The organism is Bradyrhizobium sp. UFLA06-06, from assembly GCF_054820065.1.
Map to the genome: position 1 here is coordinate 154,189 of NZ_JADFUD010000011.1, position 25,311 is coordinate 179,499.

General features: G+C 65.1%; 26 protein-coding genes. 14 read left to right on the forward strand and 12 right to left on the reverse strand.

Translation table 11 applies throughout. The features are described from left to right. Nucleotides 1-295: 295 nt before the first annotated feature. Nucleotides 296-1,174: an HpcH/HpaI aldolase/citrate lyase family protein gene (locus tag IF803_RS12670; RefSeq protein ID WP_461192344.1), complete on the reverse strand. Its 879-nt coding sequence runs from the start codon at nucleotides 1,172-1,174 to the stop codon at nucleotides 296-298. A 142-nt stretch (nucleotides 1,175-1,316) separates the two neighbouring features. On the opposite strand from IF803_RS12670, the gene IF803_RS12675 reads away from it, so the two are divergent. Further along, nucleotides 1,317-1,973, forward strand: a complete 657-nt coding sequence (locus IF803_RS12675; protein WP_028340853.1) for a carbonic anhydrase — start codon at nucleotides 1,317-1,319, stop codon at nucleotides 1,971-1,973. Nucleotides 1,974-1,976: 3 nt separating this feature from the next. On the opposite strand, the gene IF803_RS12680 is transcribed toward IF803_RS12675, so the two are convergent. Together IF803_RS12680 and IF803_RS12685 are read right to left on the reverse strand one after the other, a co-directional pair. Next, complete coding sequence (locus IF803_RS12680) at nucleotides 1,977-2,537, reverse strand: TIGR00645 family protein (protein WP_028340854.1); 561 nt, start codon at nucleotides 2,535-2,537, stop codon at nucleotides 1,977-1,979. Nucleotides 2,538-2,562: 25 nt separating this feature from the next. Continuing rightward, nucleotides 2,563-3,597 (reverse strand): aspartate-semialdehyde dehydrogenase, encoded by a 1,035-nt coding sequence (locus IF803_RS12685; protein WP_304498095.1) that lies wholly within the window; start codon nucleotides 3,595-3,597, stop codon nucleotides 2,563-2,565. A gap of 116 nt (nucleotides 3,598-3,713) precedes the next feature. On the opposite strand from IF803_RS12685, the gene IF803_RS12690 reads away from it, so the two are divergent. Both IF803_RS12690 and IF803_RS12695 read left to right on the forward strand, forming a co-directional pair. After that, nucleotides 3,714-4,508: a hypothetical protein gene (locus IF803_RS12690; RefSeq protein WP_461192345.1), complete on the forward strand. Its 795-nt coding sequence runs from the start codon at nucleotides 3,714-3,716 to the stop codon at nucleotides 4,506-4,508. Nucleotides 4,509-4,684: 176 nt separating this feature from the next. Then, complete coding sequence (locus IF803_RS12695) at nucleotides 4,685-5,089, forward strand: hypothetical protein (protein ID WP_016847645.1); 405 nt, start codon at nucleotides 4,685-4,687, stop codon at nucleotides 5,087-5,089. A gap of 261 nt (nucleotides 5,090-5,350) precedes the next feature. Here the strand turns inward: IF803_RS12695 and leuB are convergent, their stop codons facing one another. Next, the gene (leuB, locus tag IF803_RS12700; RefSeq protein WP_304498093.1) at nucleotides 5,351-6,463 is read right to left on the reverse strand and encodes a 3-isopropylmalate dehydrogenase; all 1,113 of its coding nucleotides are present in this window, start codon (nucleotides 6,461-6,463) and stop codon (nucleotides 5,351-5,353) included. A 275-nt stretch (nucleotides 6,464-6,738) separates the two neighbouring features. Between leuB and IF803_RS12705 the strand changes: the two genes are divergently transcribed. Both IF803_RS12705 and IF803_RS12710 read left to right on the forward strand, forming a co-directional pair. Further along, a complete protein-coding gene (locus IF803_RS12705) occupies nucleotides 6,739-7,602 on the forward strand; it encodes an EamA family transporter (protein WP_431016160.1) in 864 nt (287 codons plus the stop codon). Between the two features lie 89 nt (nucleotides 7,603-7,691). Beyond that, nucleotides 7,692-8,870, forward strand: coding sequence for a YbfB/YjiJ family MFS transporter (locus IF803_RS12710; RefSeq protein WP_461192346.1), 1,179 nt, complete (start codon nucleotides 7,692-7,694; stop codon nucleotides 8,868-8,870). A gap of 89 nt (nucleotides 8,871-8,959) precedes the next feature. Here IF803_RS12710 and IF803_RS12715 read toward each other — a convergent pair whose 3' ends face one another. The 3 genes from IF803_RS12715 to IF803_RS12725 form a co-directional block, all read right to left on the reverse strand. Continuing rightward, the gene (locus IF803_RS12715) at nucleotides 8,960-9,745 is read right to left on the reverse strand and encodes a molybdopterin-binding protein (RefSeq protein WP_461192347.1); all 786 of its coding nucleotides are present in this window, start codon (nucleotides 9,743-9,745) and stop codon (nucleotides 8,960-8,962) included. 10 nt (nucleotides 9,746-9,755) lie between these two features. After that, entirely contained in the window at nucleotides 9,756-10,388 is a 633-nt protein-coding gene (locus IF803_RS12720; RefSeq protein WP_461192348.1) for a cytochrome b/b6 domain-containing protein, read from the reverse strand. A 181-nt stretch (nucleotides 10,389-10,569) separates the two neighbouring features. Next, nucleotides 10,570-11,124, reverse strand: coding sequence for a fasciclin domain-containing protein (locus IF803_RS12725; protein WP_304498088.1), 555 nt, complete (start codon nucleotides 11,122-11,124; stop codon nucleotides 10,570-10,572). Nucleotides 11,125-11,450: 326 nt separating this feature from the next. Between IF803_RS12725 and IF803_RS12730 the strand changes: the two genes are divergently transcribed. Beyond that, complete coding sequence (locus tag IF803_RS12730; RefSeq protein ID WP_461192349.1) at nucleotides 11,451-12,851, forward strand: MFS transporter; 1,401 nt, start codon at nucleotides 11,451-11,453, stop codon at nucleotides 12,849-12,851. A 172-nt stretch (nucleotides 12,852-13,023) separates the two neighbouring features. On the opposite strand, the gene IF803_RS12735 is transcribed toward IF803_RS12730, so the two are convergent. Continuing rightward, complete coding sequence (locus IF803_RS12735; protein WP_461192350.1) at nucleotides 13,024-13,785, reverse strand: SDR family oxidoreductase; 762 nt, start codon at nucleotides 13,783-13,785, stop codon at nucleotides 13,024-13,026. An 85-nt stretch (nucleotides 13,786-13,870) separates the two neighbouring features. Here IF803_RS12735 and IF803_RS12740 point away from each other — a divergent pair, with 85 nt between their 5' ends. Genes IF803_RS12740 through IF803_RS12750 form a run of 3 tightly spaced genes read left to right on the forward strand, consistent with a single transcriptional unit; the run spans nucleotide 13,871 to nucleotide 15,951 of the window. Then, nucleotides 13,871-15,400 (forward strand): malonate--CoA ligase, encoded by a 1,530-nt coding sequence (locus IF803_RS12740; protein ID WP_461192351.1) that lies wholly within the window; start codon nucleotides 13,871-13,873, stop codon nucleotides 15,398-15,400. A gap of 26 nt (nucleotides 15,401-15,426) precedes the next feature. After that, entirely contained in the window at nucleotides 15,427-15,606 is a 180-nt protein-coding gene (locus IF803_RS12745) for a hypothetical protein (protein ID WP_461192352.1), read from the forward strand. 12 nt (nucleotides 15,607-15,618) lie between these two features. Next, nucleotides 15,619-15,951, forward strand: a complete 333-nt coding sequence (locus IF803_RS12750; protein ID WP_461192353.1) for a DUF3658 domain-containing protein — start codon at nucleotides 15,619-15,621, stop codon at nucleotides 15,949-15,951. Here the strand turns inward: IF803_RS12750 and IF803_RS12755 are convergent. Both IF803_RS12755 and IF803_RS12760 read right to left on the reverse strand, forming a co-directional pair. Next, a complete protein-coding gene (locus IF803_RS12755; protein WP_461192354.1) occupies nucleotides 15,929-16,789 on the reverse strand; it encodes a sulfite exporter TauE/SafE family protein in 861 nt (286 codons plus the stop codon). The two genes, IF803_RS12750 and IF803_RS12755, sit on opposite strands and share 23 nt — an antisense overlap. A 13-nt stretch (nucleotides 16,790-16,802) precedes the next feature. Then, nucleotides 16,803-17,051, reverse strand: a complete 249-nt coding sequence (locus IF803_RS12760; RefSeq protein ID WP_461192355.1) for a hypothetical protein — start codon at nucleotides 17,049-17,051, stop codon at nucleotides 16,803-16,805. Between the two features lie 122 nt (nucleotides 17,052-17,173). Here IF803_RS12760 and IF803_RS12765 point away from each other — a divergent pair, with 122 nt between their 5' ends. From IF803_RS12765 to IF803_RS12785, 5 genes are all read left to right on the forward strand, one after another. Then, on the forward strand, nucleotides 17,174-18,076 hold the full coding sequence (locus IF803_RS12765) for a LysR family transcriptional regulator (RefSeq protein WP_461192361.1): 903 nt from the start codon (nucleotides 17,174-17,176) through the stop codon (nucleotides 18,074-18,076). Between the two features lie 229 nt (nucleotides 18,077-18,305). Continuing rightward, nucleotides 18,306-18,704, forward strand: a complete 399-nt coding sequence (gene sdhC, locus IF803_RS12770; protein ID WP_028340868.1) for a succinate dehydrogenase, cytochrome b556 subunit — start codon at nucleotides 18,306-18,308, stop codon at nucleotides 18,702-18,704. A gap of 14 nt (nucleotides 18,705-18,718) precedes the next feature. Beyond that, nucleotides 18,719-19,093, forward strand: coding sequence for a succinate dehydrogenase, hydrophobic membrane anchor protein (gene sdhD / locus IF803_RS12775; protein ID WP_085964893.1), 375 nt, complete (start codon nucleotides 18,719-18,721; stop codon nucleotides 19,091-19,093). A gap of 3 nt (nucleotides 19,094-19,096) precedes the next feature. Further along, complete coding sequence (gene sdhA, locus IF803_RS12780; RefSeq protein WP_038387244.1) at nucleotides 19,097-20,935, forward strand: succinate dehydrogenase flavoprotein subunit; 1,839 nt, start codon at nucleotides 19,097-19,099, stop codon at nucleotides 20,933-20,935. Between the two features lie 18 nt (nucleotides 20,936-20,953). Beyond that, nucleotides 20,954-21,739, forward strand: a complete 786-nt coding sequence (locus tag IF803_RS12785) for a succinate dehydrogenase iron-sulfur subunit (protein ID WP_028340870.1) — start codon at nucleotides 20,954-20,956, stop codon at nucleotides 21,737-21,739. Nucleotides 21,740-21,766: 27 nt separating this feature from the next. Here the strand turns inward: IF803_RS12785 and IF803_RS12790 are convergent, their stop codons facing one another. Together IF803_RS12790 and IF803_RS12795 are read right to left on the reverse strand one after the other, a co-directional pair. Further along, the gene (locus tag IF803_RS12790; RefSeq protein ID WP_461192356.1) at nucleotides 21,767-24,517 is read right to left on the reverse strand and encodes a bifunctional acetate--CoA ligase family protein/GNAT family N-acetyltransferase; all 2,751 of its coding nucleotides are present in this window, start codon (nucleotides 24,515-24,517) and stop codon (nucleotides 21,767-21,769) included. Between the two features lie 125 nt (nucleotides 24,518-24,642). After that, on the reverse strand, nucleotides 24,643-25,311 hold a 669-nt coding region (locus IF803_RS12795; RefSeq protein ID WP_461192357.1), incomplete at its 5' end, for a nucleoside recognition domain-containing protein.

Consider the following 25,311-nt stretch of genomic DNA (forward strand, 5'->3'; position numbering starts at 1 on the left):
CATGCAAAGTAGCCGGCGGCTGCCGGCGCTCGACATGGCAGCTTGACTCGTCGGGCAAATCAGCGGTACTCTTCTATTATTCAGAAATTATGTGACCGCCCCGCGGCTATGGCATATCATGGGCGTCGGAGAGGTTTGGCAGCTGATACAGGCGCGGTCTTACCCCCTCCCCTTGTGGGAGAGGATGCGCTCGCGAAGCGAGTGCGGGTGAGGGGTTTCTCTCCGCACGGATAAATCTCGCTAGCGGAGACAACCCCTCATCCGGCGCTTCGCGCCACCTTCTCCCACAGGGGGGCTAATGCCCCATCGCGGCGATTGCATCGGCGATCGCGATGGTGCGCTTGGCCATTTCGGCGTGCAGGCGCTCGACCATGCGGCCGTCGAGCTGGATCGCGCCGCGCGAGGCGTTCTCCGGCTTCTCGAAGGCGGCAATGATCTTGCGCGCCTCGGCCACCTCGGCCTCCGGCGGCGTGAAGATCGCGTTGCAGGCATCGATGTGGCTCGGATGGATCAGCGTCTTGCCGTCGAAGCCGAGATCGCGGCCCTGCGCGCATTCCTCGGCGAAGCCGTCGACATTGCTGATGTCGCTGTAGGGCCCGTCGAGGATCTCGAGCCCGTGCGCGCGGGTCGCCAGGATGCAATGCGTGATCATCGGGATCATCGCCGCGCGGCCCGGCTTCATCCGGATCCGGGTCTCCCGCGCAATGTCGTTCGGCCCGAACACGAAGCCGGCGAGCCGGGTTTCGGAATCCTTCGATGCCGCGGCCAGCTTGTCGGCGTCGAGCACCGCGCGCGCGGTCTCGATCATCGCCCAGACCCGGATCGAGGCAGGCGCATTGATGTCGCTGAGGCGATCGGCCACGGCGTTGAGATCGCCGACGGTCGAAATCTTGGGAACCAGGATCCCGTCCGGCTGCGCCTTGCCGGCCATGCCGATGTCGTCGACCCACCAGGGCGTGTCGAGCGCGTTGATGCGTATCAGGACCTCGCGCTTGCCAAAGCCCCTGGCCGCGACCGCCTTGGCGATCTGCTCCCGGGCCGTGGCCTTGGCGTCGGGAGCCACGGAATCCTCCAGGTCGAGGATGATGCCGTCCGCCGCCAGCGTCCGGGCCTTTTCCAGCGCCCGTGCATTCGATCCCGGCATGAACAACAGGCTGCGGCGCGGACGGGTCATCGACACTCTCCTGGGGGCTTGGGCTCCGCCGGTGTCCATTGTTTGGGCATCGGGCGGAACCATTCTTCAACGCTGCCGTATCATCTCAGGCCACACGCCGAAAGTCTTGTTCCCGTTACCCGCATGTGGTTAGCCAGAGGCCATGAAATTCTTTCCGAAGCAGTTGATCGACGGCTACCGGACATTCGCGACCCAGCGGCTGCCGACCGAACAGTCGCGCTACCGCGACCTGTCGGAGCGCGGCCAGTTTCCCGAGACCATGGTGATCGGCTGCTGCGACTCCCGCGTCTCGCCGGAGGTGATCTTCGACGCCGGTCCCGGCGAATTGTTCGTGGTCCGCAACATCGCCAATTTGGTTCCGGTCTATCAGCCCGACAGCAACGCCCACGGCGTCTCGGCCGCGCTGGAATATGCCGTGACCGTTTTGAAGGTGAAGAATATCGTGGTGTTGGGCCACGCCCAGTGCGGCGGCATCCGCGCCTTCGTCGACAAGATCAAGCCGCTCACGCCGGGCGACTTCATCGGCAAATGGATGCAGATGTTCATCAAGCCCGGCGAGGTCGTCGAACAACGCGAGCATGAGACGATGCAGGACTTCGTCGTCCGCATCGAGAAGGCCGCGGTGTTCCGCTCGCTGGAGAACCTGATGACCTTCCCGTTCGTGCGCGAGCGCGTGGAGAGCGGCGAGATGCAGCTGCACGGCGCCTATTTCGGCGTCGCCGAAGGCTCGCTGTTCGTGCTCGACCGGGTCGCGAAGGAATTCATCAGCGTCCGCGACGAGCTGAAATCAGGCGGATAGAGGCTACTCCCCGCCGTGATGGCCGCTGCCCCAGCGGTCGGAGATCGCGAGCATGAAGGCCGAGACCACGAACACCAGGTGCACGCCGACGAGCCAGGCGAGCTTGCTGGGATCGAAGATGGTATCGATGTTCATGAACGCCTTCAGCACCTGAATGGCCGAGATCGCGACGATCGACGCCAGCAGCTTTTGCTTCAGGCCGCCGAAATCGACCTTGGTCATCCAGTCCGGCCAATCCGGGTGCCCTTCCGGATCGATCTTCGAGACGAAATTCTCGTAACCGGAAAACACCACGATCAGGATCAGATTGCCGGTCAGCGAGATGTCGATCAGGGCAAGCACGCCAAGGATGATGTCGGATTCCTTGGCCTGCGGCACATGCAGGATGAAGTGCCACAGCTCCATGCAGAACTTGAGCAGCAATGCCGCGAGGCTGATGACGAGGCCGAAATAGAATGGCGCCATCAGCCAGCGGCTGTTGAAGAGCAGGCTTTCGAAGCTTCTTTCGACGCGCTTCAGCGTCGGATTGGGCCGGTAGGTCGCCGGTTCTTCCGCTTCCGCCATGGCACGCGCTTCCCGATTTCCGCTGCTAGGCCGCTTTCTGCTTCGCGGTGATCAGCTTGCGGTTGATCAGGACCTCGGCGATCTGCACGGCGTTCAGCGCCGCGCCCTTGCGCAGATTGTCCGACACGCACCAGAACGACAGGCCGTTCTCCACCGTCGCATCCTCGCGGATGCGGCTGATATAGGTGGCGTCCTCGCCGGCGGCCTCATAGGGCGTGACGTAGCCGCCCGGCTCGTGCTTGTCGATCACGAGGCAGCCCGGCGCATTGCGCAGGATGTTGCGCGCCTCGTCCGCCGTGATCGGGTTGGCGAACTCGACGTTCACGGCTTCGGAGTGACTGACGAAGACCGGCACGCGCACGCAGGTCGCGGTCAGCTTGATCTTGGGATCGAGGATCTTCTTGGTCTCCACCATCATCTTCCACTCTTCCTTGGTGAAGCCGTCTTCCATGAAGACGTCGATCTGCGGAATGATGTTGAAGGCGATGCGCTTCGGAAACTTCTTATTGACTAGCTCGTCATTGGTGTAGACGGCCTTGGTCTGCGAGAACAATTCGTCCATCGCGTCCTTGCCGGCGCCCGACACCGATTGATAGGTCGAGACCACGACGCGCGTGATCGTCGCCTTGTCGTGCAGTGGCTTCAGCGCGACCACGAGCTGCGCCGTCGAGCAGTTCGGGTTGGCGATGATGTTCTTCTTGGTGAAGCCGGCGACCGCATCCGCGTTCACCTCCGGCACGATCAGCGGCACGTCAGGGTCCATCCGCCAGGCCGAGGAATTGTCGATCACGACCGCACCGGCCGCGCCGATCTTGGGCGACCATTCCTTGGAGACCGAGCCGCCGGCCGACATCAGGCAGATGTCGATGTCGGAGAAGTCATAGTGCTCGAGCGCCTTCACCTTCAGCGTGCGGTCGCCATAGGAGACCTCGATGCCGACGCTGCGGCGCGAGGCCAGCACGACGACCTCGTCGGCGGGGAATTTGCGCTCGTCGAGAATGTTGAGCATTTCGCGCCCGACATTGCCGGTCGCTCCGACCACTGCGACTTTGTAACCCATCGTTCACTCTCCGACGAAAAATGCCCGTTCCCCCGCCAGCTGCGGAAAGGGAAGAGGCAGCGCTTCTATGCGAGAAACCCCGTCAAGACAACGTTGCGTAGCTTTTGAGCGTTTTGATGCGTTTATTTCGGGCCGGTCCGGCCGCGCCCCATCATACGAGAAATCCGTCAGCGCTGACGAGCTTCGTCGACGAGGTGTACGCCACGCTCTCCCGGCTGTTCGCCTATGTCGCCGTGCTCGCGCTGTTCGTCGTCCTCGGCAACTATCTATGGAAGCAGCTACCCGACGCAACGGCGATGGCGGCACCTGCCGCCGCGAGCTGGAGCCCGGCCGGCCGCACGGCGCCGGCGTTTGCCGTGAGCCGGCTCGATCTGCGAGACAAAACAGAGACTTATGAGATCTTCCGGCACCCCGAAGGCGGCCGCAAGGACGTCTTCCGCTGGGCCGATGCCAACGGTGCACCGGTCGCCGAGCTGGAAATCTACCGCCCCAGCGGCGAGGCCATGGGCCCTGCGGTCACCGAGATTGCCGGGCGGCTCGACCCGAGCGGCGTCCGCGAGCTCGAGGCGGCCGGCATCGTCGACAGCAAGTTCGGCAACGTCACCTTGCTGCGCCCGGCGCGGCAGGACGGCGACCGCGCCTGCCTCGGCTTCCTCAAGCAGGCCGACGCGCCTGACCTCCGGATCTCCGGCTGGACCTGCCAGGGCACCAGCCTGCCGGCCCGGCGCGCCGCGATCGTCTGCATGCTGAACCGCCTGACCCTGCTGGCCGCGGGCAACGATCCGCGGCTCGCCGCCCTGTTCGCGCATGCCGAGCTCAAGCGCACCGACTACGTTACCTCCGGCGCGCCGGCCCTGTCGGCCGACTGGGTCATGGGCAGCGAGAACCCGCGCCTGCGCGGCGCCCTTTGATGGCGAGACCGTGGCAAGGCACTGGTTTTCATGAAACTTTTGCGCTTGGACACGCATTATCTCGGCCGGTGTGGCGCAATTGACCTAGTGACGGCCTCCCCACCATGGCTACAATGTGTTCCGAGTGATTTTGGCGGACGCGCCAGCCCCGATGGGGCCGTAATGACGAGGATGCGATGACCTTGAAATTCCCTGCCGCGAACAAGCTCGTGGTGTTGCTTGCCGCGGCTGCCGTCACCGCAACTGCGTTCGGCATGACCGCGGCCAGCGCGCAGAGCCCGGCCAAGCGCAAGCAGCAGGAGCAGTATGACCGCGACGGCCGCCGCTATTACGGCGCGCAGGGTCCGAACCGCGTCTATCAGCAGGGTCCGCGCACCCGCGTTTACGTCACCACGCGCTCGTGGCTCGACGCCGGCACCGAAGTGCTGCCGGGCGATCGCAAGTTTAACGATTACGCGTATCCGCCGGAGATCGGCTACCCCACGTTCGCACGCGAGAACAACAATCGCCCGATCGATCGCCAGCCGCTCAGCACGCCGGCCGATCTCGGCGGCTATCCGCGGAATTTCCCGCTGTACTGAGAATTTCGGCGAGCACCGACACGAAAATGCCCGGCTCCGGCCGGGCATTTTTATTTGGATCAAAGTGTAGGGTGGGCGCGCTTTCGCTTTGCCCAGCTTACTGATGTTCAACGTCCTGCGTCGTCCCGGCGAAGGCCGGGACCCATAACCACTGCTGTTGGTTATGACGCTCGTCTGCCAGTCGCTTCAGATTGAGAAGCCGCGGCGTATGGGTCCCGGCCTTCGCCGGGACGACATCGTGTTTGTGTCAGCCGCGCGCCATCACGCGTGCAGCTTCTGCAATTCCTTCAGGATCGCCTCGCCCATCTGGCTCGTGCTGGCCGGCGTGGTGCCTTCCGACTTGATGTCGGCGGTGCGCAGGCCGCTGGCGAGCACGGCCGCGATCGCGGCATCGACCTTGTCGGCGAGCTCGCCCATGTCGAAGGAATAGCGCAGCGCCATGCCGAACGACGAGATCATCGCGATCGGGTTGGCGAGGCCTCGGCCTGCGATATCGGGCGCCGAGCCGTGCACCGGCTCGAACAGCGAGCGCCGCTTCTTCGTCTTCGAGTCGACTTCGCCGAGCGAGGCCGACGGCAGCATGCCGAGCGAGCCGGTCAGCATCGCCGCGATGTCGGACAGCATGTCGCCGAACAGATTGTCTGTCACGATGACGTCGAACTGCTTCGGCGCCTTGACGAGGTTCATGCCGCCGGAATCAGCGAGCTGGTGCTCGAGCGTGACGTCCTTGTATTCGCGCGCATGGACCTGGGTCATGACCTCGTTCCAGAGCACGCCCGACTTCATGACGTTGCGCTTCTCCATCGACGTCACCTTGTTCTTGCGCTTGCGCGCCAGGTCGAAGGCGACGCGGCCGATGCGCTCGATCTCGTAGGTGTCGTAGACCTGGGTGTCGACCGCGCGCTTCTGGCCGTTGCCGAGATCGGTGATGGTCTTCGGTTCGCCGAAATAGACGCCACCGGTGAGCTCGCGCACGATCATGATGTCGAGACCCTCGACCACGTCGCGCTTCAGGCTCGAGGCCTCGGCGAGCGCCGGGTAGCACACCGCCGGGCGCAAATTGGCGAACAGGCCGAGATCCTTGCGCAGCCGCAGCAGGCCGGCCTCGGGACGGACCTCATAGGGCACGCTGTCCCATTTCGGGCCGCCGACCGCGCCGAAGATCACGGCGTCCGCCGCCGTCGCCTTGGCCATGTCGCCTTCGGAGATCGACACCTTGTGGGCGTCATAGGCGGAGCCACCGACCAGGCCCTGCTCGGTCTCGAACTTCGCAATGCCCTGCGCATTCAGCCAGTCGATCACGCGTTGCACCTCGGCCATCACTTCGGGGCCGATGCCGTCGCCGGGGAGAAGCAGCAGTTTATGGGTCGCCATGATGTTACCTCGAGCTAATCGTTGTTGTCGTTGCCGGGCAAAAGCGCGAAGCGCGTCCTCGCACAGATGACCCGGCAATCCATCCCGCTTCGAAAGGCCTCTCTGAAGATGGATGGATGCCCGGGTCGAGCCCGGGCATGACGAGCGGGGGAAATCCGGCCGGAGTGCTAAAACGCCGGAGCCGGATTGGCAAGGCACCCCGGATCGGCCCAGAATGGCCCCAACGAGCAACCCGCGCCCCAAGAAGCTAACAAGAAGCCAACAAGACGGACCTCATGACCGCAGCCATCGTCTACGCCTTCGCCTCGGCGATTTTCCTCGGCGCCGGGGTGGTGCTGGCGCAGCTCGGCCTGCGCACCGTCGAGCCGCTGTCGGGCGCCGCGATCAGCGTGCCCTCTTTCACCCTGTTGTTCCTGGTGCTGTCGCCGCTGATCCTGCACGGCGAGCCGGTGGTCTGGCGCGCCCTGCCGATCTTCATGGCGATCGGGCTGTTCTTCCCGGCCTCGCTGACGCTCCTGACCTTTGCGTCGAACCGGGCGCTGGGACCGGTCATCACCTCGACCTTGGGCAATCTGGCGCCGCTGTTTGCGGTCACCGCCGCCGTGGTGCTGCTGCACGAGCCCTTGCTGCCGCAGCAGCTCATCGGCCTCGTCGTCGCGGTCGCGGGCGCCGCCATCATCACCGTGACGAGGCCGCGCGACCTCGGCCATTGGCGCAGCTGGGCCCTGCTGCTGCCGCTCGCGAGCGCGCTGGTGCGCGGCATCGTGCCGCCGATCGCCAAGCTCGGCCTTGCGATCTGGCCGAGCCCGCTATGGGCCTGCCTGGTCGGCTATGTCATGTCCTCGCTGGTGGTGCTGACCGTGCAACGGGTCCGCAAGGGCAGCTTCATGGTGCAGGCGCCGCGCGAGGGCCGATTCTGGTTCGCGCTGACCGGGATCAGCAATGGGCTCAGCGCGCTCAGCCTGTTCGCCGCGGTCCGCAACGGCCCGATCACGCTGGTGGCGCCGCTTGCCGCGATCTATCCGCTGGTCACCGTGGTGATGAGCGCGATGATGCTCAAGCATGTCGAGATCACCGCGCGGATCGTCGGCGGCACCCTGCTGACCGTGATCGGCGTCGCGCTGGTCCTGATCGCCTGATTGCCTGATACGCAAGACAGTGTTGCGGGCATCGGCGCTGGGCAGCGCCGCCGCGGCCTGTCACAATGCGGGCATTGCCGGAGTGAATTGTGAGAGCCCCCGCCCCGTCCTACCCGCATCCCGCGCGGCTGATCCTTATTCTGTCGCTCGCACCGACGGTCGGTCTCGGCATCGGCCGGTTTGCCTATTCGCTGGTGCTGCCCGACATGCGCGACTCGCTGGCCTGGTCCTATTCGGCCGCCGGCTTCATGAACACGATCAATGCCGCCGGCTATCTGGCCGGCGCGCTGCTCGCCTCGCGTCTGATTGAACGCTTCGGGCTTGCCGCATCGGTACGCTGGTCGACGCTGGCCTGCGCGCTGTCGCTGGCGCTTTGCGCCCTCTCGGGCAATTTCGTGGTGCTGAGTTTTGCCCGCCTGCTGGTGGGCTTCGCCGCCGCGATCGGCTTCGTCGGCGGCGGCGCGCTCGCGGCGACGATCGCGCAATCGCGACCGGAACGCGCGAACTTCCTGCTCAGCCTGTTCTATGCCGGGCCGGGCGTCGGCATCCTCGCATCCGGATTGATCGCGCCCTTCGTGCTGCAGGGTTTTGGCGCCGGCTCGTGGTGGATCGTGTGGTGGGCGATGACGCTGCTTTCCGCGATCATGACCGTGCCGCTGATGCTGGCGCCGCTCCACGCCAACGCCGCCGCCGGCGGCATCGTGCGGACCCAATTCGCCGTGATGCCGGTCCTGATCTACCTCGCCGCCTATTTCCTGTTCGGTGCCGGCTACATCGCCTACATGACCTTCATGATCGCCTATGTCCGCGACGGCGGCGGCGGCGCGGCTGCACAGAGCGCGTTCTGGAGCCTGATCGGCGTCAGCGCATTCGTCACGCCCTGGGTCTGGGGGCGGGTGCTGGCGCTCGACCGCGGCGGGCTCGCCACCACCATCATCCTCGGCGTCAACGCGCTCGGCGCCAGCCTGCCGATCTTCGGGCATTCGCCGCTGCTGCTTGCGATCTCGGCGCTGGTGTTCGGCGTCGCCTTCTTCGCCGTGGTTGGCTCGACCACCGCCTTCGTGCGCTTCAACTACCCGCCGCAGTCCTGGCCGACCGCGATCGCGGCGATGACCATCGCCTTCGGCATCGGCCAGACGCTCGGACCGATCGTGGTCGGCGCCATCACCGACGCGGTCGGCAGCCTGTCATTCGCGTTGAACGTCTCGGCCGCGATGCTCGCGCTCGGCGCGCTGCTGTCGGCGTTTCAAAGGAAGGTGACTCCCTGAGTCATTCCGGGGCGATGCAATAGCATCGAACCCGGAATCTCGAGATTCCGGGTCTGGTCCTTCGGACCATCCCGGAATGACGCTTCGCGTCAGCTCCCGCTGAACGAATTGTAGCCTTGGTCTTCCCAGTAGCCGCCCTTGTAGTCGTTGGTGACTTCCATCGAGAGCACGTATTTCGGGTTCTTGAAGCCGAGCTTGGTCGGGACCCGGATTTTCATCGGAAAGCCGTAGGCGCGCGGCAGGACCTCGTCGGCGAATTTGAACGTCATCTGGGTCTGCGGGTGCAGCGCCGAGCGCATGTCGAGCGGCGAGTTGTAGCCGTCCTTGTCGGCGCACTGGAACCAGACATATTTGGCGCGGGTGTCGGCGCCGACCAGCTTGAGGAAATCGCGCAAGGGCGTGCCGGTCCAGCTGCCGATCGCGCTCCAGCCCTCGACGCAGATATGCCGCGTCACCTGCTTGACCTGCGGCAGCTTGTACAATTCGTCGAGCGTCCACGACTTCTTGTTGTCGACCAGCCCGCGCACCTCGAGCTTCCAGTCCGCTGCCGCAATCTCAGGTGCGTCGTCGAGATCGTAATAGGCGTTGAACGGGAACGGCTTGGTGATCATGCTCTCGGGAAAGGTCGGCGCCAGCGCATCCGGATTGAACATCCAGGCCTGCACCGCGTCGTTGAACTTCGAGACCTGCTTCAGCATTTCCTCGGCCGACGACGAATCGACCACGTCGCAGCCGGTGAGCAGCGTCAGCGCGCCGAGGCTGGTGCCCGCCGTGATGAAGCGGCGGCGCGTCAGCTCCGGCATCGTCTTCACCGCATCGCGCACGAGCAGCTTCTTGTCGACACCGGGGATCAGGAGCTTGCGGAGACGACCCATGACTACCTCCCTAGCGTCCGATGATCATGGCGCGCAGGCTCTTCGGCACCAGCAGCGCGAGCGCGACATGGATCACCAGGAAGGCGACGATCAGCGCCATGCAGGTGAAGTGAATATAGCGGGCGAAATCGTAGCCGCCGAACAGCGACACCAGCCAGTGCAACTGCACCGGCTTCCACATCGACAGGCCGGACAGCACGATGACGACGCCGACGATGATGATGCCGGCATAGAGCAATTTCTGCACGGAATTGTATTTGCTGAGATCGTCATGCGACAGCTTGAAGGTCAGCGCCGCCTTGGTGTCGGCAATCACGCCGCCAGGGGTGATCGGCAGCAGCTTCTTGCGAAAGCGGCCGGTGGCAAAACCCAGCGCCAGATAGACCAGGCCGTTGACCATCAACAGCCACATCGCCGCGAAGTGCCAGAGCAGCGCACCCCCGAGCCAGCCGCCGAGCGTGATGCTCCGCGAGAAGGTGAAGCCAAACAGCGGCGAGGCGTTGTAGATCTGCCAGCCGGACATGATCATCAGGATCATCGCGAAGGCGTTGATCCAGTGCACCATGCGCACCCAGACCGGCTGGATCGCCTTCGCGGGCGCCGCGGTCTCTGCCTGGTGGTCGCTGACGGCAAGGCTCGTCATGGGATGTCTCTGCTCGTGGTCGTTACCGGATTATACGCCCGGAACCGGCGTTCCGTTACGGGGTCGCGCACCATCAGTTTGATATACGCCACTTGATATAGTCACAAAAATGCGAGCCGGGGCGAGGCGCCGGCTCGCTATGTCGCCGGTCCTTTGAGGGACTAAATCAGGCCGCCAGGTGTTACGTCGCCGGCATCAGCACGGTGTCGACCACATGGATGACGCCGTTCGACTGGTTGACGTTCGAGATCGTCACCATCGAGCTGCCGCCCTTGGCGTCGACGATCCAGACCTTGCCGTCCTGCTTCTTCACGGTCAGTTCCTCGCCCTCGGCGGTCTTCAGCTTCTTGCCGTCGGTGAGGTCGGAGGCCTCGAGCTTGCCCGGCACCACATGGTAGGTGAGGATCTTGGTCAGCGTCGCCTTGTTCTCGGGCTTGACCAGGTTGTCGACGGTTCCGGTCGGCAGCTTGCCGAACGCGGCATTGGTCGGCGCGAACACGGTGAACGGGCCCTTGCTTTCCAGCGTGCTGACCAGGCCCGCGGCCTTCACCGCGGCGACGAGCGTGGTGTGATCCTTCGAATTGACGGCGTTCTGCACGATGTTCTTCGACGGGAACATCGCGGCGCCACCGACCATCACGGTCTTTTCCTCGGCGCGGACCGGCGCCACGACAGTGGCCGTGATTGCGAGCGCGCTGAAGGCGGCGGCGGTGAGATAGGCAATACGCTTCGACATGGTTTCGTCTCCCGATGAGTAGGCCGACCGGCGAGGCTTCGCCGGCGTTGAAGGGGCAACAACGGCGCGTGCTGATTGATGAATGCGTCGTCGTTGGCCGAGCTACGGCAGGTTTTCCGGACGGTTTCCGGAAATAATTCTTTGTGATTGTTGAAACCGGCCGGCGCGCGCTGCGTACGCGCGACGCCTCGCGCAGCCCGCCAGGCATTCCATTCAGCGGAATGGACGCGTGCGCTGCCGCGAGCAATTTGCTTGCCGCCACTAGCTGATTGGTTCAGCTTGAGGTTGCGGCACGGCTTCGCAGAAAGCGGCCACGGGGAGGCATCATGAGCAGCATCACGGCTGACGGCCACGCCGCACCTGCGGTGAGCGATGCAAGCATCGACATCGGTCCGCTCGAGCAGAAGCACCTGCAATACGCCAACTACCGCGCGGTTGCGGACACAACCGAGATCACGAAAACGCATTGGCACATCGCCACCGCCAACGCGCTCGGCTGGGGCTTCGACGGCATGGACGGCGTGATCTTCGCGCTGATCTCGCCGATGGTGATCAAGGAATTTTCGCTGAGCCTGCCGGAGTACCGCTCCGGCATGCAGATCGCGCTGTTGATCGGCATCGCGGGGCTTTACTTCTGGCCATGGCTCGCCGACCGCTACGGTCGCCGCACGCTGCTCGCCGTCAATATCGCGCTGTTCTCGCTCCTGATGCCGGTCGCGGCGATGTCGCCGACCTTCGCGGTGTTCGTGATCGCGCGCTCGCTGTTGTTCTTCGCACTGAACGGCGAATGGTCGCTCGGCTCGATGCTGGTGGCGGAGACCTGGCCGGCCCGGCTCCGCGGCCGCGTCATCAGCATCACCCGCTCGGCCTGGTGCCTCGGCGCCACGCTCGCCGGTGCGATCACCGGGCTCGTGGCCGCCAATTTCGGCTGGCGCATCGCCGTGATGGTGCCCGGCGTGATCGCGCTGCTCGCGATCTATATCCGCTCCACCTGCCCGGAATCGCCCTATTGGGTGCGCGCGCAGGACCGCAAGCGGCGCATCTCGGAGACGCTGGCGCGCGGCGGCACGGTCAGCGCCGAGGACAGCGCCTGGTTCGGCAAGGCCAAGTCGGTCGGCATCCGCCAGGTGTTCATGCCCGACGTGCTGCCCGCCACGCTTGTCGCGCTGTTCGTCGCCTGCGCCTCGACCTGCATCTACGGCACGGTCGGCGCCTGGATGCCGCTATACCTGTCGACCGAGAAGCACTGGTCGACCGCCGAATACAGCCTGTTCTACGTGTTCTACGGGCTGTGCGGTTTCCTTGGCTTGTGTCTGGTCGGCTGGCTGATCGACAAGATCGGCCGCCGCCGCACCTTCATCATCACCCTGATCGAGGGCGCGATCTTCATGACGCTCTGGGTCTATTCCGAGGACCGCGTGCTGCTGTGGGCGTTCGGGCTCGCCTGGTGTCTCGGCTTCCTCGGCTTCTGGGGCCCGAGCACGACGCTGACCGCGGAGATCTTCCCGACCCGGATCCGCGGCGCCGCCAACGGCGTGGTCTGGGCGATCGCCTATTTCGTCGGCTTCGTGCTGTTCCCCTTCGTCTCGATCGCGCTCCAGCAGCATACCGGCTCGTTCGCACTGTCGTTCCTCTGCATCCCCGTGCTGATGATCGCGATGGCGATCGGCGTGTTCCTGTTCGTGCCGGAGCATACCGGCAAGGAATTGAACGAGATCATCGAGTGACGTAGATCGCACAACCATCCACGCCGTCGTCCCGGCCAAGCGAAGCGCGAGCCGGGACCCATAACCACGAATGGCCGTTATCGGGCGTCGCTGGAGCCACAGCGCGCCCAACAATCCGACCCTGTGGTTATGGGTCCCGGCTTTCGCCGGGACGACCGTTGTGAGAGCTACTCTAATCCCGGTTCGCCGGCGTCTGAATAAATCCGCGGTTGTGGGTCGGGCTGATCAGGATCTCATTCATGCAGACCCGTGCCGGCATGCTGGCGACGAAGGCGATAGTGCGGCCGCAATCCTCCGGCTGCAGCATCTTGGCCTGCTCGGCTTCGCTCGGCACCACCGGCCGCTGCTTCAGGATCGGGGTCGCAACCTCGCCCGGCGACAGGCAGCAAGCGCGCAGGCCGTTGACGCATTCGTCCATGTTGAAGGAATGGGTCAGCGCCAGCACCGCGTGCTTGGTCGTGGTGTAGGCCGGGCCCGGCATCTTCGAGACGTGGCGGCCGGCCCAGGAGGCGACATTGATGATGCAGCCGTCCTTCTGCTTGCGCATCGTCGGCAGCACCGCGCGCATGCAGTAGAGCACGCCGTTGAGGTTGATCTCGACCAGTTTGTCCCAACCTTCCAGTTCCATGTCGGCCCAGCTGCGCTTCGGCACGTTGATGCCGGCGCTGTTGACCAGGAGGTCGATGCGGCCGTGCTTGGCGACGATCGCCTCGGCGGCCTTGTTGACGTCGGCCTTGTTGCTGACATCAAGCGGGATCGCCTCGGCCTTGCCGCCGTTTTTCGTGATGCCGGCCACCACGCGGTCGAGCTCTTCCCTGCGGCGGCCGGAGACCACCACCGTCCAGCCGTCCGCAGCCAGGAATTCCGCCCCGGATTCGCCGATTCCGGTGCCGCCGCCGGTGACCCAGGCCACGCGTTTCCCATTGTTTGTCATGCAAACTGTCTCCGTTGCTTTCCGAAGGGCGTTTTTGCTAATCCAGCCGAAATCTTCCGGCCCTTGCCCCTCGGGGAATCTTTGCATGAACACGACCACCAACGCCAATCTGTTTTCCCGCCTGTTCGACGGCCTCGACGACCCCGGCCGGCTCGCGATCGAGCAGCTCGACGGCAGCCGCATCTCCTATGGCGATCTGATCGCGCGCGCAGGCCAGATGGCGAACGTGCTGGTTGAGCGCGGCGTCAAGCCGGGCGACCGCGTCGCGGCGCAGACCGAGAAGTCGGTTTCGGCCCTGGTGCTGTATCTCGCCACCGTGCGCGCCGGCGGCGTCTATCTGCCGCTGAACACCGCCTATACGCTGAACGAGCTCGAATACTTCATCACCGATGCCGAGCCGGCGCTGGTGGTCTGCGATCCTTCCAAGCAGGACGGCATCAAGGCGATCGCAGCCAAGGTGGGCGCCAAGGTCGAGACGCTCGGTGCCAGCGGCAAGGGTTCGCTGACCGAGGCCGCCGACAAGGCGGCGACGGAATTCGCCACGGTGCCGCGCGGTAATAACGATCTCGCCGCGATCCTCTACACGTCGGGCACCACCGGCCGCTCCAAGGGCGCGATGCTGTCGCACGACAATCTGGCCTCGAACTCGTACTCGCTGGTCGACTACTGGCGCTTCACCGACAAGGACGTGCTGATCCACGCGCTGCCGATCTATCACACCCACGGCCTGTTCGTGGCCAGCAACGTGACGCTGTTCGCGCGCGCCTCGATGATCTTCCTGCCGAAGTTCGATCCGGATGTGATCATCAAGCTGATGGCCCGCGCCACCGTGATGATGGGCGTGCCGACCTTCTATACCCGCCTGCTGCAGAATCCCGGCCTGAACAAGGACGCCACCAGGCACATGCGGCTGTTCATCTCAGGCTCGGCGCCGCTGCTCGCCGACACCCATCGCGAATGGTCGGCACGCACTGGGCATGCCGTGCTCGAGCGCTACGGCATGACCGAGACCAACATGAACACGAGCAACCCCTATGACGGCGACCGTGTGCCCGGCGCGGTCGGCTTCGCGCTGCCCGGCGTCTCGGTGCGGGTCACCGATCCCGAGAGCGGCAAGGAGCTCGCGCGCGAGACCATCGGCATGATCGAGGTGAAGGGCCCGAACGTGTTCCAGGGCTACTGGCGCATGCCGGAGAAGACCAAGGCCGAATTCCGTGGCGACGGCTTCTTCATCACCGGCGATCTCGGCAAGATCGACGACAAGGGCTATGTCCACATCCTCGGCCGCGGCAAGGATCTCGTGATCTCGGGCGGCTTCAATGTCTACCCGAAGGAGATCGAGAGCGAGATCGACGCCATGCCCGGCGTGATCGAGTCAGCCGTGATCGGCGTGCCGCATGCCGATTTCGGCGAAGGCGTCACCGCCGTTTTGGTCTGCAGCAAGGGCGCCGATGTCAGCGAGGCCTCGGTGCTGAAGGCGCTCGACGGGCGGCTGGCGAAGTTCAAGATGCCGAAGCGCGTCTTCGTCGTCGACGAATTGCCGCGCAACGCAATGGGCAAGGTGCAGAAGAATATTTTGCGCGATAAGTATAAGGATATCTACGCGAAGGGATGAAGCCGCAAGAACGTCGTGAGGGGTAGATGGAGCGGGAGCAGGCTATCCAGATTAACGATCAACTCGTCATCGCGCACGAGGCGATGAAGAAGGCTCGAATCGCGATTGCGGAGCTCGGAAAGCAGGAGCGGCTTGAATTGGATGGCCCGCTTTATGACCTCCTGCTCGAGCTGGAATGGCAGGTGATGCTACCGCTCTACGAATAGTTTCGCGACCTGATGAAGCTGGAGTTGCACGAAGAACTCCCTGCTCCGAGCTCCGAACTGAAGTGGAGTGACGTGCGTCTCCCCCGTGGCGCTACGGAAGCTGCGCTCGACGACGTCATCATGTCGGCCCTGACATCGCGATGGCAAAAGGTCGCGAGGATTATAGGGATCGCGATGGCAGACTGCGAGAAACTGAAATTGCCAATAGCTCCTGAAATGATCGGAGCACGCTTGCGATTCCTGTCCCACGCCGATCGGATCGAGGGTGTCGGAGACCTCCGACGGTGGGGTCACAGCGAAGTACGGCTGAAGGACGAGCCGATCAGTGCCCTCCGGCGAGGCTGATCACGAACCGCCCGCCGACAATGAAGAGATAGGCCCCGAACGCCACCTCCAGCGCCCGCTTCGACAGCGCGTGCGCGACCTTGACGCCGAGCGGCGCGGTGACGAGCGTGGTCGGCATCACCAGCAGCGCACCGATCAGCGAGACGTAACCGAGCGCGAACGGCAGTTGCAGCGCGGCGACGTCGGGAAAGCGCGCGGCGGCGGGCCAGCCGGCATAGACGTAGCCCAGCGCGCCGGGAATCGAGATCAGCACCGCAAGCGCGGAAGAAGTCGCAACCGCCTGATGGATCGGCCGGCCGTAGAAGGTCATTAAGAGGTTGGCAAACAGGCCGCCGCCGATGCCCATCAGTGTCGAGAGCAGGCCGACGAAGAAGCCATAGACGCGCATCAAAAAGCCCTTCGGCACATCGTCGCCGAACTTCCAGGTCTCGCGCGCCAGCAGCAATCGTGCGGCTGCCGACCACGCCACCAGCACGAACACGATCTTGAACAGCCGCTCCGGCGCGAAGCGCGCGGTGACGCTGCCGGCGGCGACGCCGATCACAATCGGCAGCCACCAGCGCTTCAGGATCTCCATATCGACCGCGCCGCGGCGATAATGGGCGCGGAACGAGCTCAGCGAGGTCGGGATGATGATCGCGAGCGAGGTGCCGATGCACAGCGGCATCCGCACTTCGAGCGGCACGCCGGCGAGGCGAAAGCATTCGTAGAACACCGGCACCAAGATCGCGCCGCCGCCGATGCCGAACAGCCCGGCGAGAAAGCCGGACAGCGCGCCGACCGCGATCAGCAGCAGCGCAAGCTCGAGCAATTCCTTGGGATCGAGGCCGGCCATCATGTCCTTCGCATCGTCATGAGACGCCCGCCTCGGTGCGGTCGGCCAACCACAGCGCGACCGACGCTGCGACGGGAGCAGCGACCGCAATCAAGGCAAAGCGGAGAGGGATCGAGGACGTCGCGCCCTGCATCGGCAACGTCAGCACGTCGATTAACAGTCCGACGCAGTAGAAAACAAGCAGGAGGATCGGATCGTCGACACCGGCGCGGCCGGCACGTCTGCGCCGCTCGAGCGAATTCGGAGGGATGGACGTTGAGGCCAAGGCGAACTCCTCAAATCGTGGAGCCGTCAGGCTAGACCCTTCTGAAAGACGGGGGTATTGCTGCAAATGAGCAGGCTCTCTTGCGAAATGCGGAAGGATCGAGCTTGGACCAGCTTGCGGCGATGGCGGCCTTTGTTCGCGCGGTCGAGAGCGGCAGCCTGTCGGCGGCCGCGCGCGCGCTGCCGAGCTCGCTGACCTCGGTGAGCCGGCAGATCAGCGCGCTGGAGGAGCATTTCGGCACCCGCCTGCTGCTGCGTACCACCCGCCAGCTCGCGCTGACCGACGACGGACGCATCCTCTACGAGCGCGCGAAATCGATCCTCGGCGAGGTCAGGGAGATCGAGGCGGCGCTGGCGCGCGACCCGCATCAGCCATCGGGGCGGATCCGCGTCAGCTCGCCGAGTTTGATCGGGCGGCTCGTGATCGCGCCCTTGCTGGTCGAGTTTCTGCGCCGCTATCCAGCGCTGTCCGTCGACTTGCTGTTGATCGACCGCGCGGTGGACATGGTCGAGGAGGATATCCATCTGGCTATACGCATCGGCCGCTTGCGCGACTCGCTGCTCGTGGCGCGCAAGCTCACCGATCTCCAGATGATCTCATGCGCAGCGCCCGACTATCTGGCCCGCCGCGGCGCGCCGCAGACACCGGATGATCTTGCCGGGCATGACTGCCTAGTGTTTTCCGATTCGCCCGGCAGCGCGGAGTGGCGCTTTGCCGACGGCAGCAAGACGGGTCGCAAAATCCGCATATCCGGTCGGCTCTGGATGAATAGCCTCGACGCGCTGGTCAGTGCAGCGCGGGAGGGCGCCGGCATCGTCCGCGTGCCGTCCTGGCAAGTGCAGTCCGAGCTCGCCGACGGTCGCTTGACGCGCCTGCTGATCGACCACGAGCCGGCACCGACGCCGCTGCATCTGATGCTTCAGCCGTCACGTCTCGCATCGCCTAAGATCAGGGCATTTGTCGATTATCTGGTGGAACAGTGGGGCAGAATCGATGCCTTGCGGACCCCGTTTGCGGGCGGTTGAGCGCGCCCATTGATCCGCGAGTACCTAGATTCACTACTTGGTTCGCTCGACCTTGCATCTGGTATACCACACTGCGGATCAACCAGAATTCGGCAAGTCTAACAATGAACTTCGGTTCGACCGAAGGCTATTTGGCCGTTGCGCGGGGTGATCCTAGTCCGTAAATAGAAATCCTCTACCGCGTTCCCCGATGGGCCGGCCGCGGTCCCTCACAACATAAAGCCCGCCGATGACCGCCAGGATCGAACGACCGCTTTCACCCCATTTGCAGACCTATCGGTGGACGCTGACGATGGCGCTGTCCATCGTCCACCGCGCCACGGGTTTGGCGCTCTATTTCGGCACGCTGCTGCTGGCCTGGTGGCTGATCGCCGCCGCCTCCGGCCCCTCGGCTTACGCCAACGTCCAGGCCTTCACCGGCAGCGCGATCGGCAAGCTGATCGTGTTCGGCTACACATGGGCGCTGATGCACCATCTGTGCAGCGGCATCCGGCATTTCGTCTGGGATCTCGGCTACGGCTTCAAGGCCAATGAGCGCGAAGCGCTGACCTGGGGCGCGCTGGTCGCCGGCATCGCGCTGACCGTGCTGATCTGGATCATCGCTTACGCCGTGGGAGGTGGACGATGAGCGGCCCCTCTTCGATGCGCACGCCGCTGGAGCGCGTCCGCGGCCTCGGCTCCGCGCACACCGGTACGGGCGATTTCTGGCGCCAGCGCCTCACCGCGGTTGCGATGACGCTGCTGATCGTTCCCGTGATCGTCGTGGTGATCACGCTGATCGGCCGCAACCATGCCGGCGCGGCGCAGATCCTCGGCTCGATCCCGATCGCCATCATCCTGCTGCTCTTCATCATCGCCAGCACCTGGCACATGAAGATCGGCATGCAGGTCGTGATCGAAGACTACATCCACAACGAGAAGCTGAAGATCGCCAGCGTGATGGCGAACAACTTCTTCTGCGTCGCGGTCGCATTGGCCTCGATCTACGCAATCCTCAAATTGTCGTCGGGAGTTTGATCCATGGCCGGTGAAGGAAACGGCAAGGCCACCAACGGTGGCCCGGCCACGAACGGCAAGGCCTACCCGATCCAGGACCATACCTACGACGTCGTCGTGGTCGGCGCCGGCGGCGCCGGCCTGCGCGCCGTGGTCGGCTGCTCGGAAGCCGGGCTGCGCACCGCATGCATCACCAAGGTGTTCCCGACCCGCTCGCATACGGTGGCGGCGCAGGGCGGCATTTCGGCCTCGCTCGGCAACATGCATCAGGACGACTGGCGCTGGCACATGTACGACACCGTGAAGGGGTCGGACTGGCTCGGCGACCAGGACGCGATCGAATACATGGTGCGCAACGCGCCCGACGCGGTCTACGAGCTCGAGCATTGGGGCGTTCCGTTCTCGCGCACCGAGGACGGCAAGATCTATCAGCGCCCGTTCGGCGGCATGACCATCGACTTCGGCAAGAGCCAGGCGCAGCGCACCTGCGCCGCCGCCGACCGCACCGGTCACGCCATGCTGCACACGATGTATGGCCAGTCCCTGCGCCACTCGGCCGAGTTCTTCATCGAGTTCTTCGCCATCGACCTGATTATGGACGATCAGGGCGTCTGCCGCGGCGTGATCGCACTCAAGCTCGACGACGGCACGCTGCACCGCTTCCGCGCCCAGACCACGATCCTGGCGACCGGCGGCTATGGCCGCGCCTATGCCTCCTGCACCTCGGCGCACACCTGCACCGGCGACGGCGGCGGCATGGTGCTGCGCGCCGGCCTGCCGCTGCAGGACATGGAATTCGTTCAGTTCCACCCGACCGGCATCTACGGCTCGGGCTGTCTCGTCACCGAAGGCGCCCGCGGCGAAGGCGGCTATCTCGTCAACTCCGAGGGCGAGCGCTTCATGGAGCGCTATGCGCCGTCGGCCAAGGACCTCGCCTCGCGCGACGTCGTCTCGCGCGCGATGACGATCGAGATCCGCGAAGGTCGCGGCGTCGGCAAGAAGAAGGACCACATCTTCCTGCACCTCGATCACCTCGATCCGAAGGTGCTGCATGAGCGGCTGCCGGGCATCTCCGAATCGGCGAAGATCTTCGCCAATGTCGACGTCACCCGCGAGCCGATCCCGATCGTGCCGACCGTGCACTACAACATGGGCGGCATCGCCACGAACTATCACGCCGAGGTGCTGACCAAGCGCAATGGCGACGACAATTCGGTGGTGCCGGGCCTGATGGCGATCGGCGAAGCGGCCTGCGTCTCGGTGCATGGCGCCAACCGCCTCGGCTCCAACTCGCTGATCGATCTCGTGGTGTTCGGCCGCGCCGCGGCGCTGCGCCTTGCCGACAAGCTGACCGCGAACGCCAAGCAGCCGGAGCTGCCGAAGGATTCGTCCGACCTCGCGCTCGGCCGGCTCGACCACTTCCGCCACGCGTCCGGCGGCACGCCGACCGCGAAGCTGCGCGACAGCATGCAGCATGTGATGCAGAACAATTGCGCGGTGTTCCGCACCGGCGACGTGCTGCAGGAAGGCCAGAACCTGATCCACAAGGTCTATGGCGGCGTCGGCGACATCTCGGTGTCGGACCGCTCGCTGGTGTGGAATTCCGACCTGATCGAGACGCTGGAATTCGACAATCTGATCGTGCAGGCGGTCGTGACGATGGATTCGGCGGCCAACCGCACCGAAAGCCGCGGCGCGCATGCGCGCGAGGATTTCCCGGACCGCGACGACAAGAACTGGATGAAGCACACGCTGACCTGGATCGATCCGGCCGGCAAGACCGCGATCGAGTACCGTCCGGTGCACAGCTACACGATGACCAATGACGTGCAGTACATCCCGCCGAAGGCGCGGGTCTACTGAGAACGAAGGCGAGCAAGCATGGTTGAATTCGCACTTCCGAAGAATTCGAAGATTTCCGGCGGCAAGACCTGGCCGAAGCCGGCCGGTGCCGCCGAGACGCGCGAATTCCGGGTGTATCGCTGGAACCCGGACGACGGCAAGAATCCGAGCGTCGACACCTATTATGTCGACACCCACGATTGCGGTCCGATGGTGCTGGACGGTCTGATCTGGATCAAGAACCACATCGACCCGACGCTGACCTTCCGCCGCTCCTGCCGCGAAGGCGTCTGCGGCTCCTGCGCAATGAACATCGACGGCCAGAACACGCTGGCCTGCACCAAGTCGATGCACGACGTCGGCGCGGGCGGCGCGGTGAAGGTCAATCCGCTGCCGCACCAGCCGGTGGTGAAGGACCTGGTCCCCGACCTGACCAATTTCTACGCCCAGTATGCCTCGATCGAGCCGTGGCTGAAGACCACGACGCCGACGCCGCAGAAGGAGTGGAGGCAGAGCCACGAGGACCGCGAGAAGCTCGACGGCCTCTACGAGTGCATCCTCTGCGCCTGCTGCTCGACCTCCTGCCCGAGCTACTGGTGGAACAGCGAACGCTTCCTCGGCCCCGCCGCGCTGCTGCAGGCAAACCGCTGGGTCACCGACTCCCGTGACGAAGCGACCGGCGAGCGGCTCGACAATCTCGAGGATCCGTTCCGCCTCTATCGCTGCCATACCATCATGAACTGCGCCAAGGCGTGCCCGAAGGGCCTCAATCCCTCCGAAGCGATCGCCGAGCTCAAGTTCAAGCTGGTCGAACGCCAGATCTGATCCGACACGGCCGCGGCTGACGCGTCGTCAGCGCCCAGCCGCAGCAGGCCGGATCAGGATATCGGCGCCGACCGCATCGACGCCGGATCGATCAAGGTCGAGCACGACGTCGACGATGCTGTGATCGTCCGGATCCATCGTGACGGTGAAGCCGAGATCGCGGCACATCCCGATCATCGTGGTGTTCTCGGTCAGCACCTGGCCGGACAGGCGCTTCAATCCCTCCGACCGCGCATAGTGGATCAGGAGCTGCATCAGCGCCCAGCCGAGCCCTTTGCCCTTGAGATCGGACTGCAGCAGGATTGCATATTCGGCATTCTCGTACAGTGAATCCGAGTGCAGCCGGACTGCACCCATCATCTCGCCGGTATTCGGATCGAGCGCCACAAAGGCCATCGCCCGCGCATAGTCGAGCTGGGTCAGGCGCGCGATGAAGGCGTGCGAGAATTCCTTCATCGCATGGAAGAAGCGCAGCCTGAGGTCTTCGGCGGTGACGCGCTTGAAGAACTCGCTGACCATCGGCTCGTCCTCCGGCCGCATCGGGCGCACCGTGACGCGCGAGCCGTCGCGCAGCGCAAGCTCGCCTTCCCATTGCGACGGATAGGGCCGGACCGCGAGCCGGGTGTGGCCGGCAAACAGCCGGGTGGGTTTTCGGATCGCGACGCGCGCATCGAGCGCGAGCACACCGCTCTCGTCCGCCAGCATCGGATTGATGTCGAGCTCGGCGACCTCGGGAATGTCGGCCGCCATCTGTGCCAGCTTGACGAGGGTAAGCGGCACCACATCGGCCGGGACCGCCGGCACATCGCCATAGCCGCCGAGCAGCCGCGAGACGCGGGTGCGCCCGATCAGCTCGCGGGCGAGATTCATGTCGAGCGGCGGCAGCGCCAGCGCCTTGTCGTTGATCACCTCGACCGCGGGGCCGCCACGCCCGAACACGATCACCGGACCGAAGGTCGGATCTTCGGCGATGCCGAGGATCAGTTCGCGCGCCGCGCGCCGCACGATCATCGGCTGGATCGTCACGCCCTGCAGGATCGCATCGGGCCGGGCACTTCGTGCCCGCGTCATGACCGTCCGTGCAGCTTCAACGACGCTGTCTTTCGTACGCAGGTCGAGGATCACGCCGCCGACGTCGGCGGCGTGTCGGATGTCGCGCGAGAACACCCTGACCACGATCGCATGTCCCTCTTCGAGGAACGGCGCCGCCTTCGCGGCGGCGTCCTCGGCACTGTCGGCGACGAGCGTCGTCACGATCGGAATATGATAGGCCGCGAACAGCGCGACGATCTCGGCCGGATCGAGCCAGGCACGCCCCTCCGACAGCGCCTTCGCGACGACGTGCCGCGCCGCCGCCGTCTCCGGCGTGAACACCGATGCGACGCCGGGCGGGGTTGCGGCGAGCGCGGTCGAGGCCTCGCGATAGCGCACCAGATACATGAAGGCGCGCACCGCATCGTCCTCGGTCGGGAAATGCGGAATCCGCGCCGCCTCGAAGATCGCGCCGGTGCGTTCGTCGGCGCCGACCCAGGCCGCGAGCACCAATGCCGCTACCGCACTCCGCTTCGTCCTGCGGTCGCGCACGCATTGCGCCACCGCCTCGGCGATCCCCTGGGCCGGCGCCACCGCGGTTTCCACATTCGCGACCAGCACCGCGTCGCTGTTGGCATCATCGAGCAGTGCGTTGAGCGCCACCACGTAGCGGTCGGCATCGGCATCGCCCGCGATGTCGACCGGATTGGCGTAGGACCAGCCCGGCGGCAGCACCTTGTCGAGCCGTTCGATGGTCTCCGCCGTCAGTGTTGCGGGAACGCCGCCGAGCTCGGCCAGCCGGTCGGTCGCGAGGATGCCGAGCCCGCCGCCATTGGTCAGGATCGCGAGCCGGTTGCCGCGCGGGATGAAGCCGCGGCCGAGCAGCTCGGCGCAATCGAACAGCTGGCGCAGGTCGTAGACGCGCAGCATGCCGGCGCGGCGGAATGCGGCGTCGTAGACCGCATCGGAGCCTGCCAGCGCGCCGGTGTGGGTCGCGGCGGCCTTCGCGCCCTGCGCCATCCGTCCCGACTTGACGATGACGACCGGCTTCAACCGCGCCGCGGCGCGCGCCGCCGACATGAACTTGCGCGCGTCCTTGACGGCTTCGAGATAGATCAGGATCGCGCTGGTGTGGTCGTCGAGCGCGAAATAATCGAGGAGGTCGGCGACGTCGACGTCGATCTGGTCGCCGATCGACGCGATGCCGGAGAAGCCGAGCCGCCGCTCCGCCGCCCATTCGATCATCGCCGACGCGACCGCGCCGGACTGCGAGATCAGCGCAACGTGCCCGTCGGACGGCTGATGCGAGGCGAAGCTCGCATTGAGCTTCACACGCGGCACCATGACGCCGAGGCAATTCGGCCCGATCAGCCGCATGCCATGCCGGCGCGCCGTCTGCCCCGTGGTCTCCGCCAGCGAGCCCGCGCCATGGCCAAGACCGGCCGACAGGATCGCCGCACCGGCAACGCCGGCCGAAGCCGCCTCCGCGACGATCTCCGGAACCGCCGCCGCCGGTGCGCTGATGACGACGAGATCCGGAACGAATGGCAGCGACTTCAGGTCGGGAACGGTCGGCGCACCATCGACGTCGGCATAGTTCCGATTGACGACGCCGACGCGGCCGGTGAAGCCGCTCGCTTTGATGTTCCTGAGCACCGCCGCGCCGAGCGACGACTGACGCGGGCTGCCGCCGACGATTGCGATGCTTCGAGGCGAAAATAGCCGCTCCAGGCCGTACGTCGACATTGCATGGTCTCGCAGGGGACACGCGGAGGCGCCCGCTTCATGCGCCCTCGACCAACTCTACTGCTTCGCTTGGCTGCATGCACCTATCGCAGTTTCGAGTCGAAATGATGAAACTGCGTTGCCGATCAATGCAGGCCGAGCGCCTGCGCCAGGTTGAAGGTCAGGAAGCTCGCGACATAGGCCAGCGCGAGCATGTAGATGAACGTCACCACCATCCACTTCGCGCCGCCGGTCTCGCGGCGGATCACCGCGAGCGTCGAGGCGCATTGCGGGGCGAAGATGTACCAGACCAGCAGCGACAGCGCGGTCGCCAGCGTCCATTTCTGCGCCAGCACCTGGCCGATCTGGTCCGCCGCCTCCTTGCCGCCCTCGATCGAATAGACGGTGCCGAGCGCCGCCACCGCGACCTCGCGCGCCGCCATGCCCGGGATCAGCGCCACCGCGATCTGCCAGTTGAAGCCGATCGGCCGCAGCAGCGGCTCGAGCGCATGGCCGATCATCGCCGCAAAGCTGTAGTTGATCGCCGGCCCCTCGGCGCCGGCTGGCGCCTGCGGGAACGAGGCCAGGAACCAGATCAGCACCATCATCGACAGGATCGTGGTGCCGGCCCGGTACAGGAACATCTTGGCGCGGGTGAACACGCCGATCGCGATGCTGCGCAGCCGCGGCATCTTGTAATCGGGCAATTCCAGCATGAACGGCGCCGGCGCGTGATCACGCCACAGGAAGAATTTCGCGATCGCCGAGACCGTCAGCGCGCTGGTGATGCCGGCGGCATAGAGGCCGAACATCAC

What these genes read in the sequence shown, in the direction of transcription:
- IF803_RS12670 (WP_461192344.1), bottom strand. Translation starts at nt 1,174, where the DNA reads ATGACCCGTCCGCGCCGCAGCCTGTTGTTCATGCCGGGATCGAATGCA.
- IF803_RS12675 (WP_028340853.1), top strand. Translation starts at nt 1,317, where the DNA reads ATGAAATTCTTTCCGAAGCAGTTGATCGACGGCTACCGGACATTCGCG.
- IF803_RS12680 (WP_028340854.1), bottom strand. Translation starts at nt 2,537, where the DNA reads ATGGCGGAAGCGGAAGAACCGGCGACCTACCGGCCCAATCCGACGCTG.
- IF803_RS12685 (WP_304498095.1), bottom strand. Translation starts at nt 3,597, where the DNA reads ATGGGTTACAAAGTCGCAGTGGTCGGAGCGACCGGCAATGTCGGGCGC.
- IF803_RS12690 (WP_461192345.1), top strand. Translation starts at nt 3,714, where the DNA reads ATGCGTTTATTTCGGGCCGGTCCGGCCGCGCCCCATCATACGAGAAAT.
- IF803_RS12695 (WP_016847645.1), top strand. Translation starts at nt 4,685, where the DNA reads ATGACCTTGAAATTCCCTGCCGCGAACAAGCTCGTGGTGTTGCTTGCC.
- leuB (WP_304498093.1), bottom strand. Translation starts at nt 6,463, where the DNA reads ATGGCGACCCATAAACTGCTGCTTCTCCCCGGCGACGGCATCGGCCCC.
- IF803_RS12705 (WP_431016160.1), top strand. Translation starts at nt 6,739, where the DNA reads ATGACCGCAGCCATCGTCTACGCCTTCGCCTCGGCGATTTTCCTCGGC.
- IF803_RS12715 (WP_461192347.1), bottom strand. Translation starts at nt 9,745, where the DNA reads ATGGGTCGTCTCCGCAAGCTCCTGATCCCCGGTGTCGACAAGAAGCTG.
- IF803_RS12720 (WP_461192348.1), bottom strand. Translation starts at nt 10,388, where the DNA reads ATGACGAGCCTTGCCGTCAGCGACCACCAGGCAGAGACCGCGGCGCCC.
- IF803_RS12725 (WP_304498088.1), bottom strand. Translation starts at nt 11,124, where the DNA reads ATGTCGAAGCGTATTGCCTATCTCACCGCCGCCGCCTTCAGCGCGCTC.
- IF803_RS12730 (WP_461192349.1), top strand. Translation starts at nt 11,451, where the DNA reads ATGAGCAGCATCACGGCTGACGGCCACGCCGCACCTGCGGTGAGCGAT.
- IF803_RS12735 (WP_461192350.1), bottom strand. Translation starts at nt 13,785, where the DNA reads ATGACAAACAATGGGAAACGCGTGGCCTGGGTCACCGGCGGCGGCACC.
- IF803_RS12740 (WP_461192351.1), top strand. Translation starts at nt 13,871, where the DNA reads ATGAACACGACCACCAACGCCAATCTGTTTTCCCGCCTGTTCGACGGC.
- IF803_RS12745 (WP_461192352.1), top strand. Translation starts at nt 15,427, where the DNA reads ATGGAGCGGGAGCAGGCTATCCAGATTAACGATCAACTCGTCATCGCG.
- IF803_RS12750 (WP_461192353.1), top strand. Translation starts at nt 15,619, where the DNA reads ATGAAGCTGGAGTTGCACGAAGAACTCCCTGCTCCGAGCTCCGAACTG.
- IF803_RS12755 (WP_461192354.1), bottom strand. Translation starts at nt 16,789, where the DNA reads ATGATGGCCGGCCTCGATCCCAAGGAATTGCTCGAGCTTGCGCTGCTG.
- IF803_RS12765 (WP_461192361.1), top strand. Translation starts at nt 17,174, where the DNA reads ATGGCGGCCTTTGTTCGCGCGGTCGAGAGCGGCAGCCTGTCGGCGGCC.
- sdhC (WP_028340868.1), top strand. Translation starts at nt 18,306, where the DNA reads ATGACCGCCAGGATCGAACGACCGCTTTCACCCCATTTGCAGACCTAT.
- sdhD (WP_085964893.1), top strand. Translation starts at nt 18,719, where the DNA reads ATGCGCACGCCGCTGGAGCGCGTCCGCGGCCTCGGCTCCGCGCACACC.
- sdhA (WP_038387244.1), top strand. Translation starts at nt 19,097, where the DNA reads ATGGCCGGTGAAGGAAACGGCAAGGCCACCAACGGTGGCCCGGCCACG.
- IF803_RS12785 (WP_028340870.1), top strand. Translation starts at nt 20,954, where the DNA reads ATGGTTGAATTCGCACTTCCGAAGAATTCGAAGATTTCCGGCGGCAAG.
- IF803_RS12790 (WP_461192356.1), bottom strand. Translation starts at nt 24,517, where the DNA reads ATGTCGACGTACGGCCTGGAGCGGCTATTTTCGCCTCGAAGCATCGCA.